Here is a 14,857-nt window from a genome sequence, read left to right on the forward strand (position 1 = left end):
CAAGTCATAAGAAACCGGAGTGGACTGTGCGCCACTCCGGTCCGGCTCATGCGATGACTTCTGTACAGCGCGGGCAAAGTTCTGGATGATCTGCGTTCTGACCAAGTTCGGTCGAATACGTCCAACAGCGGGCACAAGCGGCACCGTCTGCTTTCGCGACGCTGATCTTCGCCGTCGCGTAGTCGACGTCGGCCGTATCGACGTAGTCGAGTTGTGACACTTGCAGGAGTTGACGAACGTTATCGATCGTGTCGAGCAGCGCTTTCGTCTCACCCTTCGGTGCGACCTGAAGTTTTGCTTCGAGCGGTTTCCCGATCAACTTCTCGCCGCGGGCGATCTCGATCGCTTTCAAGACGTCGTCGCGGAACGTGAGGAATTTCGACCATTTCGCGAGTAATTCCGTCTCTGCTTCCGTGAGCGGCGCCACTTCTTCAAGGTCCGACAAGAAGACGCTATCCGCCGTCTTGGCCGGGATTTCTTGCCAGACTTCGTCCGCCGTATGCGGGAGGACCGGGGCAAGCAGCTTCGTCAACGTGATGACTGCATCATACATGACCGTCTGAACGGCACGGCGACGCGCATCGTTTTCACGTTCGATGTAGAGGATGTCTTTCGTGAAGTCGAGATAGAACGACGACAACTCGTTGACACAGAAGTTGTGGCTCATGTGGTAAACAGCCATAAAGTCGAACGTATCGTACGCTTTGACGACTTTCGTCTGAAGTTGTTTCAGCTTCGTCGCCATGAAGCGGTCGGCTTCCGGCATATCTTCGAACGCGACGCGCATCGACGGATCGAACCCGTTCAAGTTACCGAGCAAGAAGCGTAACGTGTTACGGATCTTCCGGTATACTTCTGACACTTGTTTAAAGTTGTCATGCGAGGCGCGGACGTCTGACTGATAGTCGACAGACGCGACCCAAAGACGTACGATTTCAGCACCGTACTGTTTCACGAGGTCGTTCGGTGCAATCGTGTTGCCGAGCGATTTCGACATCTTCCGGCCGTCGCCGTCAAGGACGAAGCCGTGACTGAGGACGTTGCGATATGGCGCTTTGCCGGTCGTCGCGACTGCAGTCGACAGTGACGAGTTGAACCAACCACGGTATTGGTCCGAACCTTCTAGGTACAGGTCGGCCGGACGGCGCAAGTTGTCGCGCTGTTCGAGCACGCCTGCGTGTGACGAACCTGAATCGAACCAGACGTCCATGATGTCGACTTCTTTACGGAACTCGCCGTTTGGACTGTTCGGATGTGTGAAGCCGGATGGCAACAAGTCTTTCGCTTCACGCTCGTACCAGACGTTTGATCCGTGCTCATGGAACAAGTTGGCGATATGGTCGATCGTTTCGTTCGTGATGATTTCCGTTCCGTCTTCTGCGTAGAAGATCGGGATCGGCACACCCCATGCCCGCTGACGGCTGATGACCCAGTCGCCACGGTCACGGACCATGTTGAATAGGCGCGTCATGCCCCATTCCGGTACCCAGTTCACTTCTTCGATCTCACGCAACATGTCGCTGCGGAAGTCTTTGATCGAAGCGAACCATTGCGGTGTCGCCCGGAAGATGACCGGCTTTTTCGTACGCCAGTCGTGCGGGTACGAGTGCTTGATGAATTTGAGCTTCAACAAGTTGCCATTTGCTTCGAGCTTCATGCCGATCTCTTTGTTCGCATCTTCATAGAACAGTCCTTCAAAGCCTGGTGCTTCGTCCGTCATATACCCACGGTCGTCGACCGGGCACAACACGTCAAGTCCGTACGCTTGGCCGACACGGTAGTCGTCTTCCCCATGGCCAGGTGCGATATGGACGCAGCCTGTCGCTTCAGCCGTGACATGGTCGCCAAGGATGAGGAGTGACGTCCGGTCGTAAAGCGGGTGCTGTACCGTCATGTGTTCGAACTCGCGTCCGTTCCAAGAGCCGCTCACTGAGTACTCATCCCAGCCAAGTGCTGTCGTCACTTCTTCGACGAGCGTCTCGGCAACGATATACCCTTTGCCATCATGCTCAATCCGTGTGTATGTCAGCTCATCGCTGACAGCGATCCCGAGGTTGGCCGGAATCGTCCACGGTGTCGTCGTCCAGATGACGAAATGGTCGGTCGTCCCGAGGACGCCTTTGCCATCGACGACTTGGAACGCCACATAGATGGCTGGTGATTTTTTGTCATAGTACTCGATTTCCGCCTCAGCGAGTGCCGATTCAGAAGACGGTGACCAATAGACCGGTTTTTTCCCTTTATAGATGTATCCTTTTTCAGCCATCGTGCCGAACAGGCGGATTTGTGCCGCTTCATATTCAGGCTGGAGCGTGATGTATGGATTGTCAAAGTCAGCGAGCAGTCCGAGACGCTTGAACTGTTCACGTTGTGAGTTCACTTGCTCCATCGCGTAAGCGGCACATTTTTCGCGGAACTCGGCGACAGTCATCTCTTTACGGTTGACGCCTGCTTTTTGAAGCGCGTTCTCGATCGGAAGACCGTGTGTGTCCCAACCTGGGATCATCGGTGATTGATAGCCGTTCAACGACTTGAAACGGACGATGATGTCTTTTAACACTTTGTTGAGTGCATGGCCCATATGGATGTCACCGTTGGCGTACGGAGGTCCGTCATGTAGAATGTATTGCGGCTTTCCTGCATTCTTCTCTTGGACGCGGTTGTACAAGTCCATCTGCTCCCAAGCCTCGTGCATTGCTGGCTCGCGCTTCGGCAAATTTCCACGCATCGCGAATTCTGTATCAGGCATCAATAATGTGTCTTTGTAGTTCATTGAAACTCCTCCTGCATCTTTTTTGAAAAACAAAAAAAACCCGCCCCTAAATAGGGACGAGTTCATCGACTCGCGGTACCACCCTACTAATCTCAAGTAGACCTTGAGACCGCTCTCGGTAACCGATAACGAGGTCAAGCGGTCACGCTTACTCAGTTCAGCATGACACTCATAGGGGATACCAAATAAAGTCTTTCTCTTAGGCTTGCACCTTCCCTAAGTCGCTTCGTAGGTGTGACTTTATTGACGTGTCCTAATCAACGTATTGTTTATTATCCGTGATGTTTGTTTGGTGTGACTTCGTCGTCATTATACGCAAGTTCACTCGTATCGTCAAGAACCGTCTGGACAGGCGGCTCTCCGACAATCGTGTCCCATTCGGTACTATTTAGAAGTTCCATCTGTGCGTCGACGAGAACACGGAACCGGGTCCGGTACAGTTCGACTTTTTTCAACATTTGAATGACTTCACGCTCTGCCATCTGCTCTTTACGCGATGCTTCCTCTTCTCGGGCGAGCGCTTCGCGTTCAGCCTGCTTCAAGATGAGGCTGGCTTCTTTGGCCGCATTGGTCTTGACTTCTTCTGCTGCCTCTTGTGCGACGATAATCGATTTATTCAACGTGTCTTCCATCGAGGAGAAGTAGTCAATACGGGCTTGCATATCGTTGACGAGTTCTTCGTACCTTCTATTTTCACGAATCAATAGCTCAAACTCTTTAATGATTTGATCTAAAAATTCATTGACCTCATCGATATCGTACCCGCGAAAACGAGTCGAGAACTCTTTGTTATGAATATCAATCGGTGTCAACGCCATTCGACTTTCCTCCTAAATTCAACGTATGATGCCATACTGGATTTTTATTTTCTCACGCTTTGTCGAGCCGAGGATTGCCGTCAATTTGACACGACCGTAACCCCGGATTGAAACCAAATCGTCTGGTTCGAGTAAAAAGCTCGCGTCCGTGATCGCTTTATGATTGACTTTGCAGTCACCATGTTTGACGAGCGCCTGTGCTTTCTGGCGCGATAGACCGAGCACCTCGCTCACGACCGCATCAAAGCGGAGTGAGGAGACGATGCCAAACTCGTCGCTCCATTTGACTTCTGGGACGGTCAAAATCGATGCGGCAGGCACATCAGACAGCCGCACCCGGGCTTTGCCGACGCGATCCACGTTCATTTCGATGAATCCAGCCGCATCAGCCGTCGTCGCGAACTGAGCGATCCCGTCAGCGAGGACAACATCGCCAAACTTTTGCCGCTTCAGGCCCGCGTTAAGAAGCGTGCCTGTCACTTGGCGGTGGGTCAAGTCGACAAACTTCGTCGGATAATCGATTTGAAGAATCTTGACTTCAAAGTCGTTCACGTCTAGCTCATAGTAGTCGGGCGTCAATAAAAGCCGTTTCCGCTCAGCTCCAGGGAAACCGCCGTCCTCGTAGATGGCGAGCCGTTTGCCAACGAGTTGCCTGACGATTTGTTGCTCACGTGGGTCTAAAAAATCCGTCAATTTAAACAAGTAGTTGTCCTCGACTTGTCGCACCCAGTCGAGCACTTGCTCGACAAACGGGCGTTCATTCGGTCGATAATGATCGAAGACGCTCATTTACAGACCGAAAATCGCTCGCACTCCTGCTTGCGCCATACGAAGCACGAACAGGGCGACGATTGGAGAAATGTCGAGCATACCGCCGATTGGCGGGATGATCCGACGGAACGGGTTAAGAAACGGCTCACACAAGTATGTCAAAATCTGTCCGAATTTTGATTCTCTCGCATTCGGGAACCACGATAATAAAATATAGGCAATCAAGACCCAACTATAATATCCAAGAAGCGTAACAATCGTATTGCCTAATGCAGGGATCGCATTTTCCATTCATTTACCACCCTTTACTGTTTAGTTCGTCCTCCGAAATCAAATTCGAAATCGATCCAGTCAATTCGATATTGTTCGGAGCACATAGAATCGTGTTATGTCCAATCGACGTCATCGTTCCTTCTAGGGCGTAAACGACACCCGACAAGAAGTTTACAACTTGACGAGACTGCTCTTTCGACATGCGCTGAAGGTTGACGATGACGGCACGATTTTCTTTCAACTGGTCGCCAATATCTTGTGCCTCGGCAAAGACGCGCGGTTCGGCAAGAACGACTTTCGAACGTTCTTTCTTCTTCGTGTTTAGCGCGACGAGGTTGTTCGATGGTTTCGGACGCTCCTCAGTTTTGACGAGCGCATCAGTCGTCGGTTGAGTGTTCGTCTCTGCGACAGCATACTCTTCCCCTTCATACGCGTGATTCGGATCTTCCTCAAGTCCAAAGAAGTCTTTCATTTTGTTTTTGATTGACATAACGGATTCCTCCTTAGAATATATTATTGCACAAGTACGGTCCCAATACGAACAAACGATGCGCCTTCTTCGATTGCCAACTCGTAGTCGTTAGACATACCCATCGACAATTCGTTGCATGGTGCATGTTCGAAGCGATTTGCCGCGACGCGGTCGCGCAATTCGCGTAAAGCACGGAATGTTTCACGGATCACACCTTCATCTTCTGTGAACGGAGCCATCGTCATCAGTCCGATGACCCGAACATGGCGATACTGTCTACAGTTCTCGATGAACGGGATGACTTCCTCTTTTTCAAGCCCATGTTTTGACGTCTCGCCCGATACGTTCACTTGGACGAAACAATCGATGACACGGTCGGACCGTTTGTCAATCTCTTCGGCGAGCGATAATCGGTCGAGCGAATGGATTGCGGCAACATGATCGATGACTTGTCTCACTTTGCGCGTCTGTAGACTACCGATAAAATGGAACTTGGCGTCCGACGGCATCGCATTGACTTTCTCGAGCAAGCCTTCCGGACGGTTCTCACCGAAATCACGGACACCTTCTGCGTAAAGCGCGTTCGCGACGTCGACACCGACCGACTTCGTGACCCCGATGAGCGTCACCGCTGTTTCCGATTGAAGGTTCTCAATATTCTGTCTCACTTGTTTGACGTTATCAGCTATGCTCACAATTTCTTCTCCTTGACGAGGACGGCGGCAAATCGACGCTTGGCGTCTCCGTTCCGATACGAGAAAAAGTCTCGATCGGAAGCGGTCGACAAGTTCGACTGCGTGACGTCCATGTTTCTTTCGACAGCGAGTGTCTCATTGACTCGTTGCAATGACAGGTTCGCATGACGTTCTGATTCGTTATACACCGAGGCCGCATATGCTTCGGGCGAGACGGCATTGACGGCATCGAGGACACGGCGGTCGACTTCATAATGCTCGGCCGTGATGGCCGGTCCGACGTACATCTCGATGTCGTGTTCCGGAACCCCGAGCCGAGCGAATGCGTCCGCCATCGAAGACACGATGTTTCCGACCGTCCCTTTCCATCCGGCATGAGCCATGCCGATGATTCCGTGATCTTTCGCACAAAAGAACAACGGGACGCAATCGGCGAACACGAGAGCGAGTGGCAGATCGGTAGCGGTCGTGACGAGTCCGTCAGTCGCTTGAATCGCCTCATCGTATCGATAGGCGCCTTTGCCCTTGTCCGCTTCGTCGACGGTCGCGACGCGCGTCCCGTGCACTTGATCGGCCCAAACCGAATCGATGAGCGACAAGTTTGCTTCGGTGAAGAAACGTTCCCGGTTGGCAATGACTTGTTCTGCATCATCGCCGACGTGCAAACCGACATTGCCTTCATTGTGTCCATCTGTCCGAGTCGTCACATAAGCCAGATAGCGATACGCCTCGGTTTCCCATGTATGTATGAGTTGCATACCAGTCTCCTTTTTTTTAGAAAAAGGGGGTGCCGAGAACGGCACCCCCTGTTGTTTAGTTACGGCGTTGTCTTACGAACGCTGGGATGTTGATCGTCTCGTCTGGGACGTCCCCACCATAGACTGGTCTATGGAAGTTCCCTTCTTCTTGTTGAGCAGGTTCAGTCGGTTTCGGTTGAACTTCTTTGTTCGCCTCAGGCTCCGCTTGTTTCTTCGGTTGCTGAAGGAACGGGTTCGTGCCTTGTGACTCTTCCGCAAACTCAGTCGCGATGACAGTGACGATGATCTCTTCGTTCAAGTTTTCGTTGATGACCGAACCAAAGATCAAGTTCACTTCTTCATCAGCGGCGCTTTGAACGATTTGAGCAGCCTCTGTTACTTCATACAAGCTGAGGCTGAGTCCACCTGTAATGTTCATCAAGACACCTTTCGCGCCTTCGATTGAAGACTCGAGCAGTGGAGATGAGATCGCCTTTTTCGCTGCTTCGATGGCACGGTTTTCACCAGTCGCCACACCGACACCCATGAGCGCCGATCCTTTTTCCGTCATGATCGTTTTCACGTCGGCGAAGTCAAGGTTGATCAAACCAGGGATGGCGATCAAGTCTGTGATCCCTTGGACACCTTGGCGAAGCACGTTATCCGCTTCGCGGAACGCTTCGATCATCGGCGTGTTCCGCTCGACGATTTCAAGCAACTTGTCGTTCGGGATGACGATGAGTGTATCGACTTTTTCTTTGAACGCTTGGATTCCGTGTTGCGCATGCTGCATCCGTTTGCGTCCTTCGAACATGAACGGTTTCGTGACGACACCGACTGTGAGCGCTCCGATTTCTTTTGAAATCTCAGCGATGACTGGTGCAGCGCCCGTACCTGTTCCCCCACCCATACCGGCAGTGACGAAGACCATATCGGCACCGTCAAGTGCTTCGATCAATTGCTCACGGCTTTCTTCAGCCGCTTTCTTGCCGATGTCCGGGTTCGCACCGGCACCAAGGCCGCGTGTCAATTTAGCGCCAAGCTGAAGCTTGACGTCCGCTTTCGACATATTGAGTGCTTGTGCGTCTGTATTAACCGCGATGAACTCGACACCTTGCACTCCGTGCTCGATCATTCGGTTGACGGCGTTTGAACCGCCACCACCGACTCCAATTACTTTAATTTTTGCTACGGCGTCAATCGCCTCATCAAAGTACATCATTTCAGGTATCCCCCTACGTAATTTCCAATTGTTAACACATCATCAGCTTACACGCCAAATAATTTTTCCATTAAACGCCCGAATCCATTTTTAGATTCGCGCTCTGTTGTTTCAGGCTCGTCATCACGATCGATATCGTGTTCTGTCCCGCCAGTTGGTGTCGGAACAGTCACGCGCTCGTCTGGCTTCTCAAGTTGCGACTTCGAGACATGATGGTCGCTCATGAGCACATACTTGAGAACACCGACAGCCGTCGCGTATTTCGGATGTCTGACACCAATCGACGAAGGTTGGTAGAGTCTTGTCTTTTGACCCATGACGCGCGTCGCCAATTCCTGGATACCAGGCAAGGCAGCCGCTCCGCCACAGAGGAGATAACCTCCGCTGAGCGGTGGGACACCTACCTTTTGCACTCTATTCAACACGAGTGTGAACATTTCCTCTATTCGCGCCTCTAAAACGTAACTAATTTCTGCTTGTGGCTCGAATGCCACTTCCCCGTTAATATTCGTGAATGAGAATCCTTCAGAAGCGTCCGCCATTTCTTCGAGTGCGAGTCCGTATTCTTCTTTCGCCACTTTTGCGTCTTGGTACTTACAGTTGAGTTTATATACCAAGTCTCGCGTCATGTGGTCCCCGCCGACTGGGAGGATATACGAGTAGACGAGATCACCGCGATAAAATACAGAGACGGTCGTCTTTTCGTGTCCGATGTCGACGAGGCCGATTCCAAGGTCGATTTCATCGACGGAAGCAGCACTCATTCCAAGCGCCAAGTTACCGAGCACAAATCCTTCTAGCGTAAGGCCTGCCCGTTCAATCGAACGACGGATGCTATGTAGGACCGTTTTTGAACCCGTTACCATTTTCCCGTGCATCTCTAACCGGTAGCCGAGCATACCACGGGGATCGACGACCCCTGTCTGTTGATCGACTGTGAACGACGTCGGGATGACATCGATGACGCTCATCTCATCCGGCAAACGCATCACTTGCGCCGAATTGATGACTTCGATGACGTCGACGTCCGTGATCTCTTGGTCTTCTCGTTTCACCGATGCGATCCCATGACACGGGGCAATTTGGATATGTTCCCCTTCGATGGCAACATATACCGAACGAACTTGATCACCGAGCGCCGCTTCGGCATGTTCGACGGCTTGCTTAATGGCTTGAACCGTCTTATCGATGTCGACGACGGCGCCACGTTTTACTCCTGCAGACGGGGCGCACCCCTCCGCCAAAATGTTAAGCGTTCCTCCGAGCAATTCGCCCACGACGAGCTTAATTTCTGACGTTCCTATATCCAATGCGGCAACATAACCGTTCGCTTCCAAAAGGGAAACACCTCCGCGCTTAAATTTCTGTTTCTGAATTTCCGTTACATTGTTACAGATATCCAAAAATATTGATAGGTCCGGCAAGATATCTCACGTCTAAGTTTACAACAAATAACATAGTGAGAAAAGGTAGAATCCTACAAATTAAGCGGTTTTGGGGTGTCAATTCGATTACAAACCATAAAAAAACAGCCCTTACGTGTCTAAGGACTGTAAAAATTCAGATTATTCTTTCGTTTTTTCGTAAGGGACGAAGTAAAAGCCTCCGTCCATGACGACGGTTCCGCGTTGACCTTTTGGGATGTTTTCAAAGATATCCCCGTATTTTGAGACGGTTTGGCTCAGTTTGAACGTCGGTGTGAGCAACGTGTTTCCATCGTTCATATAAATCTCATACCGGACGGGTTCATCCTTTTTTTTCGAAAAGACGATTTCAGACATCCGGGCCCGCATCGCGTCATCGACTTGCTCGAGTTCACTTGCTACTTTCTCGAGCTCGGCGACGTCCGTGAACTCACGTAAGAGCGGACCATCCTGCAACTTCTCCGGATCATCGATTTGTCCGGTCGGATGAAGTGATCCGTCCGCGAGCACGACGACTTCTTCTGAGTCGTTTCGCGAGTAGGCGATCATCTTCTCTTCCTCGACGTCCACGGTGACGATGTTATACCAAGACCGATCGACTTTGGCGTCCCGCACTCCCGGGAGTGCGCGAATCGTCTGCTCGATGTTGTTCGGAGAGATGCGAACAATCTTTGAAGACGTGTCGAGATCCGTTCCCTCAAGGACGTAAGCTTCAGTCAACCAGTCGAGTCCGGACACATTCACTGCCTTCACGTCAGAAACCGACGTCTGCATATAGACGACGAGTGCGATGAGCACGGCAAACAAGAGTAGAATCGTCGCCAAGCGTCGATTCGCTTTTTTGCGCCGTTGGTCCTTCATATACGGAATGCGATCTTCCAAACTGCGAACGGTATTCTGACGCGTCTCCATTAGCTTCTCTCCTTTATCGGCTTACTTCTTCCACAAGATCGGCGAGTGATTCCGCGGCGTGCGGGAATCCTAATCGTTTCGACGCTGCGGCCATCTCGTCATGGTGATTCAAGACGTGACGGATCGACGTGACGAGCGTGGCGCCTGTCAACGCTTGCTCTTTAATCAGCTCAGCGGCACCGCTCTCGACGAGCGCCGACGCATTTTTCGTCTGATGATTCGCTGTCACGTAAGGGCTCGGGATTAAAATGCTCGGCAAACCGAGAGCAGTCAATTCCGAGATTGTCGAAGCACCGGCCCGTGAGACGACGAGACTCGCACAGGCGAGGAGTTCTGGCATATCGTAGACGTAAGGCAAGATTTGGACGTTATCTGAGCTCGGCGCTTTGGCGACGACATCGTCAAAATGCACTTTTCCGGTCACATATAAGACGTTCACAGGTTCAGTCGCGAGTTCCGGGATCGCCTCGATGACCGCTCGATTGATCGCTTCCGCCCCACGGCTGCCGCCATAGATGAGAACAATCGGTCGTTCGTCAATCCCGTACTCGGTGCGCAGTTTCATCTCGTCTGCCGTCGTCTTCAAGACCTCACTACCCCGTGGATTCCCGATGACTTGCACGTTCGCCCCTGGGAAATGTTGTTCAGAACCGGCGAACGACAGCGCGACACGATCCGCTTTTTTAGACAAAAACTTATTCGTCAGTCCCGGGATGCTGTTTTGTTCATGCAAAATCGTCGGAATACCGAGCAGTTGGGCAGTGAAGACGACAGGCCCGGACACGAAACCGCCCGTTCCGATGACGACGTCAGGTCGGAACGCTTTCATGTCTTTTCGCAATGCGAGAACCGATTGGACGAACCGATAACCCGTCTTGACGTTCTCAATCGAAAGCGACCGTTTCAAGCCACTGATTCGAATCGATTTGAACGGGATACCCGCTCGCGGTACGAGATCGGCTTCAAGCCCGTTCTCGGTCCCGATATAGAGCACCTCTAAATCGGTATGCCGCTCTTTCAACGTATCGAGCAGGGCGAGCGCCGGATAGATGTGACCACCCGTCCCTCCACCAGAAATGATGACTCTCATCGGTTTGCCTCCTCATATGCGTTCACGAGCTTGACGAAATGTTCGCCTCGTTCTTCAAACGTCTTATATTGATCCCAGCTCGCACAGGCCGGCGACAGCAAGATCACGTCGCCTGCAACGGACTGTTCAAACGCGAGCGGCACCGCCTCGTCGAGCGTGGCGACGGCTTGCGCCGGAATATTTTCTGATTCACTTAACGTTTTGAACCGTTCAGCCGTCTCGCCGTAAGCGATGACAGCTTTCACCCGTTTCATCGCAGGAACGAGTGATGTCAGGTCGGCTCCACGTTCGAGCCCGCCACATAACCAAACGATCGGTGCTTCGAAACCAGTGAGCGCCGCCTCGGCAGCGACGTTGTTCGTCGCTTTTGAATCGTTGTAGACGTGACGGCCAAGTACACGGCCGAGGCTCTCCGTCCGATGGGCGACGCCACCGAACGTGCGCAAGACGTGCTTGATATGATCACTCGGGATGTCAAATGGCTCGATCAACAAGAGCGCGGCCAATACGTTCTCGACGTTATGGGCGCCTCCAAGCGCAAGTTCTGACACCGGCATGATCCGTGCGCCATGCAAAGTGATCCATCCTGAATCGACATGCGCGTCACCGGCTTCATAGCCAAACGTTTGAGCCGAAAGTCCAGTCGGCACTCGCTTCATGACTTCTCGATCCTCTCCTTTGACGACGACCCGGTCTGAAGGCGTCATGTTTTGGAACAGATTCGCTTTCGCGTCAGCGTACGATTCGAAGTCACCGTGATAGTCAAGATGGGCTTCTGACAAGTTGAGTAGCGCTGCCGAGCGGGGATGGAACGCTTCCACTCCCATCAGCTGAAAACTCGATAGTTCGATCACGATCAGGTCGCCCGGCGCGGCTTGCGTCGCGACTTCGATGGCCGGAAACCCGATATTTCCCGCCACGTGGACGGGGCGTTTGCCACCTTTTAACAGCTCATGGACGAGCGTCGTCGTCGTCGTTTTACCGTTCGACCCGGTGATGGCGACAAAATCTGCCTCTGTTGCCAAATAAGCGAGCTCGACTTCCGTATAGATCGGGATGTGACGCGCAATCGCTTCTTCTAGTAACGGGATCTGATAAGGGATACCCGGATTCTTGACGATCAGTTCAGCTTCGTCTAACAGTTCAAGCGGATGCGAGCCGAAGACAGTTTTTACGTTTAGCGCTTCAATTTTTGCCCGCTCTGCTTCTGTTGGCTCACTGCCCGTATTGATCACTACGTCTGCGCCGACCGCCTTTAAATAGGCGGCAGCTGCGATACCGCTCCGAGCCGCCCCGAGTACGAGGACTCGCTTACCATTCCACTGTTGATTCATGTCTTCCACCATCCATTACATGAGAAGTAACGACAATACTGCCGTGATCAAGCTAATTCCACTGAACGTCAATACGATGCGCCATTCTGACCAGCCGACCATCTCGAAATGGTGGTGGATCGGACTCATCTTAAAGATTCGTTTCCCCGTCGTTTTAAACGAGATGACCTGCAAGATGACACTGAGCGTCTCGATGACAAAAATAATACCGACGAAGACGAGTAATAATTCAAGTTTCAACATGAGGGCGAGACCAGCGACCGCTCCGCCTAAAGCGAGCGAACCCGTGTCACCCATGAAAATTTTCGCCGGGTATTTGTTAAAGACGAGGAACCCAAGGAGTGCTCCGACCGTACTAAACGCAAACCAAGCGATGCCGACTTCGTCTTGTCCTAACGCATAAATTCCAAAGAACGCAAACGTCGGGATGGCCGAGAACGAAACGAGACCGTCCAAACCGTCCGTCAAGTTGACGGCGTTCGAGAAGCCGACGAGCCAGAAGATGACGATGGCGATGTAGAACCAGCCCGTATCAAACGCGATCGATGTGAACGGAATGCTGATTGTTGTGTCGAGCCCGCCGCCAAGCGATAAGAACCAAACGAACAACACCGAGACAATGATTTGACCAATCAACTTTTGAAGCGATGTCAATCCAAGGTTGCGTTTGTTGACGACTTTAATGTAGTCGTCGAGGAATCCGATGATCCCGAACGCGAGCGTGACGAACAAGAGCGTCCCGAACCCGGCGACCGCTTCTCCAAACACGAGCGATACGAAGAATCCGACGAGAAGTGCGAGCAGGATGACGATCCCGCCCATCGTCGGTGTCCCTGATTTCTTTTGATGCCAATCCGGACCCTCGTCCCGGATCTCCTGACCAAACTTTAAGTTACGAAGCGCCGGGATGGCCCGCGGCATGACGACCAATACGGTCAATAATGAACTGATTAAGACGATTAAACTGATTAACATATTCGTACCTCACTACTCTATTTATTGGACTAAGCGCTCAAGCGCAAGTCCTCGCGATGCTTTTAACAATATCACAGTCTGTGGCCGTTGATAACTGCTGAGGAGTGCTTTCGCTTCCTCTACCGTTGGGACCATCGTCACATTCACGCGCGGGTCACTGATCCCTTGTGAGATCCATTTCGCTTTGTCGCCGATCAGCACGCAATCGGTCACAGGCGCCGTGATGACGTGCCCGACACTCTCGTGCTGGGCCTGTTCATCTGTTCCGAGCTCATACATATCCCCGAGAACGAGGATACGACGGCTAAAGCCTTCTAACGTTTTCACCGTCTCGATGGCGGCAATCATCGATGTCGGGCTCGCGTTGTAGGCGTCATTGATCAAATGCGCGTCACCGAACATTTGCTTCTCCATCCGCATCGATGTCAATTGAACCCGATTCAGACCGCGTTGGATCGTCTCGTGATCAAGACCTAATTTGAGTCCGCACGCGATCGCATATGCCGCATTCCGGATTTGGTGGGCTCCGAGCACTTTTAACTCATAAAACTCGTTATTGTAGCGGAAAATCGAGGCGTCAAACGTCGATTCGACGACTTCAAGTTTCCCATCCGCCGTCGCGTCGTAACCGACTCGGTAACCTTCGTTGGCCAAAAGCGGCTCGTCGGCATCGACGATGAGCACCCCGTCCGGTTTGAGCCCGGCTTTAATCTCAAGTTTTGCTTTAGCGATCCCTGAGCGACCTCCGACTTGTTCGCCGTGCGACTCGCCGATGTTCGTCACGAACGCGACGTCAGGCTTGGCAAGTTTCGATAACAACTCGATTTGTCCGAATCCGTTCATCCCCATCTCGAGCACCGCGACTTCCGTGTCACGAGGCATTCGCAGTACGGTCAGCGGCAAACCGACGTCCGAGTTGAAGTTTCCAGCCGTCTTGTGGGTTTTGAACTTTTCCCCGAGAACGACAGCAACCATGTCTTTCGTCGACGTCTTGCCGTTTGAACCGGTGATCGCGACCACGAACGGATCGATTTCAGCCAAGTATCGTGCCGCCGCTTCTTGCAGCGCCTTTAGCGGTGACTCGACAGGAATCGCCACAATCCCTTCCGGCAGCGGACGCCCCTGCTCCCAAAACGTCACGATTGCGCCTTTTTGGACGGCCGCATCGATGAAGTCGTGCCCATCGACGCGAGCCCCGATGATCGGCACGAACAATCCGTCCTCATTACCGTCTCTCGAGTCGGTCGCGACATGACGGACCTCACGTGTGTCGTCCGTCTCCATCCCAAACCAAGAAGCAAGTGTTTGTATCGTTAACTGTTCCATCCCTATTTCCTCCTGTGACAAAGGAAAAGAGAGCC

Annotated in this window: 14 protein-coding genes and 1 other annotated feature; all 14 genes read right to left on the bottom strand. The window is 52.2% G+C overall.

All coding sequences use genetic code 11. From position 1 onward, the window contains the following. Positions 1-46: 46 nt before the first annotated feature. Positions 47-2,773: an isoleucine--tRNA ligase gene (gene ileS, locus EVJ24_RS06335; RefSeq protein WP_131440331.1), complete on the bottom strand. Its 2,727-nt coding sequence runs from the start codon at positions 2,771-2,773 to the stop codon at positions 47-49. A 49-nt stretch (positions 2,774-2,822) separates the two neighbouring features. After that, positions 2,823-3,043 (bottom strand) — a binding site (T-box leader). Positions 3,044-3,045: 2 nt separating this feature from the next. Next, on the bottom strand, positions 3,046-3,591 hold the full coding sequence (locus EVJ24_RS06340; protein WP_016509011.1) for a DivIVA domain-containing protein: 546 nt from the start codon (positions 3,589-3,591) through the stop codon (positions 3,046-3,048). A gap of 18 nt (positions 3,592-3,609) precedes the next feature. Beyond that, positions 3,610-4,380 carry a YlmH family RNA-binding protein gene (locus EVJ24_RS06345; RefSeq protein WP_070327551.1) on the bottom strand — a complete coding sequence of 257 codons (771 nt, stop codon included), beginning with the start codon at positions 4,378-4,380 and terminating at the stop codon, positions 3,610-3,612. Beyond that, positions 4,381-4,653, bottom strand: coding sequence for a YggT family protein (locus EVJ24_RS06350; RefSeq protein ID WP_070327552.1), 273 nt, complete (start codon positions 4,651-4,653; stop codon positions 4,381-4,383). Between the two features lie 4 nt (positions 4,654-4,657). Further along, positions 4,658-5,125: a cell division protein SepF gene (locus EVJ24_RS06355; protein ID WP_070327553.1), complete on the bottom strand. Its 468-nt coding sequence runs from the start codon at positions 5,123-5,125 to the stop codon at positions 4,658-4,660. 23 nt (positions 5,126-5,148) lie between these two features. After that, positions 5,149-5,802: a YggS family pyridoxal phosphate-dependent enzyme gene (locus tag EVJ24_RS06360; protein ID WP_201740352.1), complete on the bottom strand. Its 654-nt coding sequence runs from the start codon at positions 5,800-5,802 to the stop codon at positions 5,149-5,151. Next, complete coding sequence (gene pgeF / locus EVJ24_RS06365; RefSeq protein WP_070327555.1) at positions 5,799-6,560, bottom strand: peptidoglycan editing factor PgeF; 762 nt, start codon at positions 6,558-6,560, stop codon at positions 5,799-5,801. The genes EVJ24_RS06360 and pgeF overlap by 4 nt, the downstream gene beginning before the upstream one ends. Positions 6,561-6,615: 55 nt before the next feature. Beyond that, a complete protein-coding gene (gene ftsZ / locus EVJ24_RS06370; RefSeq protein WP_070327556.1) occupies positions 6,616-7,761 on the bottom strand; it encodes a cell division protein FtsZ in 1,146 nt (381 codons plus the stop codon). 47 nt (positions 7,762-7,808) lie between these two features. After that, on the bottom strand, positions 7,809-9,071 hold the full coding sequence (gene ftsA, locus EVJ24_RS06375; protein ID WP_236637572.1) for a cell division protein FtsA: 1,263 nt from the start codon (positions 9,069-9,071) through the stop codon (positions 7,809-7,811). 255 nt (positions 9,072-9,326) lie between these two features. Next, on the bottom strand, positions 9,327-10,097 hold the full coding sequence (locus tag EVJ24_RS06380; RefSeq protein ID WP_131440336.1) for a cell division protein FtsQ/DivIB: 771 nt from the start codon (positions 10,095-10,097) through the stop codon (positions 9,327-9,329). A gap of 13 nt (positions 10,098-10,110) precedes the next feature. Further along, the gene (gene murG, locus EVJ24_RS06385) at positions 10,111-11,187 is read right to left on the bottom strand and encodes an undecaprenyldiphospho-muramoylpentapeptide beta-N-acetylglucosaminyltransferase (RefSeq protein ID WP_131440339.1); all 1,077 of its coding nucleotides are present in this window, start codon (positions 11,185-11,187) and stop codon (positions 10,111-10,113) included. Then, positions 11,184-12,521 (bottom strand): UDP-N-acetylmuramoyl-L-alanine--D-glutamate ligase, encoded by a 1,338-nt coding sequence (murD, locus tag EVJ24_RS06390; protein ID WP_236637574.1) that lies wholly within the window; start codon positions 12,519-12,521, stop codon positions 11,184-11,186. The genes murG and murD overlap by 4 nt, the downstream gene beginning before the upstream one ends. A gap of 15 nt (positions 12,522-12,536) precedes the next feature. Continuing rightward, on the bottom strand, positions 12,537-13,496 hold the full coding sequence (mraY, locus tag EVJ24_RS06395) for a phospho-N-acetylmuramoyl-pentapeptide-transferase (RefSeq protein WP_131440343.1): 960 nt from the start codon (positions 13,494-13,496) through the stop codon (positions 12,537-12,539). 21 nt (positions 13,497-13,517) lie between these two features. After that, positions 13,518-14,822, bottom strand: coding sequence for a UDP-N-acetylmuramoyl-tripeptide--D-alanyl-D-alanine ligase (locus EVJ24_RS06400; protein WP_201739231.1), 1,305 nt, complete (start codon positions 14,820-14,822; stop codon positions 13,518-13,520). Positions 14,823-14,857: the final 35 nt, after the last annotated feature.

It is taken from the genome of Exiguobacterium sp. SH1S21 (genome assembly GCF_004337175.1).
Taxonomy (GTDB): domain Bacteria; phylum Bacillota; class Bacilli; order Exiguobacteriales; family Exiguobacteriaceae; genus Exiguobacterium; species Exiguobacterium aurantiacum_A.

Excerpts from the sequence above, each read along its gene's own strand:
- ileS (WP_131440331.1), bottom strand. The coding sequence starts at position 2,773 with ATGAACTACAAAGACACATTATTGATGCCTGATACAGAATTCGCGATG.
- EVJ24_RS06340 (WP_016509011.1), bottom strand. The coding sequence starts at position 3,591 with ATGGCGTTGACACCGATTGATATTCATAACAAAGAGTTCTCGACTCGT.
- EVJ24_RS06345 (WP_070327551.1), bottom strand. The coding sequence starts at position 4,380 with ATGAGCGTCTTCGATCATTATCGACCGAATGAACGCCCGTTTGTCGAG.
- EVJ24_RS06350 (WP_070327552.1), bottom strand. The coding sequence starts at position 4,653 with ATGGAAAATGCGATCCCTGCATTAGGCAATACGATTGTTACGCTTCTT.
- EVJ24_RS06355 (WP_070327553.1), bottom strand. The coding sequence starts at position 5,125 with ATGTCAATCAAAAACAAAATGAAAGACTTCTTTGGACTTGAGGAAGAT.
- pgeF (WP_070327555.1), bottom strand. The coding sequence starts at position 6,560 with ATGCAACTCATACATACATGGGAAACCGAGGCGTATCGCTATCTGGCT.
- ftsZ (WP_070327556.1), bottom strand. The coding sequence starts at position 7,761 with ATGATGTACTTTGATGAGGCGATTGACGCCGTAGCAAAAATTAAAGTA.
- EVJ24_RS06380 (WP_131440336.1), bottom strand. The coding sequence starts at position 10,097 with ATGGAGACGCGTCAGAATACCGTTCGCAGTTTGGAAGATCGCATTCCG.
- murG (WP_131440339.1), bottom strand. The coding sequence starts at position 11,187 with ATGAGAGTCATCATTTCTGGTGGAGGGACGGGTGGTCACATCTATCCG.
- murD (WP_236637574.1), bottom strand. The coding sequence starts at position 12,521 with ATGAATCAACAGTGGAATGGTAAGCGAGTCCTCGTACTCGGGGCGGCT.
- mraY (WP_131440343.1), bottom strand. The coding sequence starts at position 13,496 with ATGTTAATCAGTTTAATCGTCTTAATCAGTTCATTATTGACCGTATTG.
- EVJ24_RS06400 (WP_201739231.1), bottom strand. The coding sequence starts at position 14,822 with ATGGAACAGTTAACGATACAAACACTTGCTTCTTGGTTTGGGATGGAG.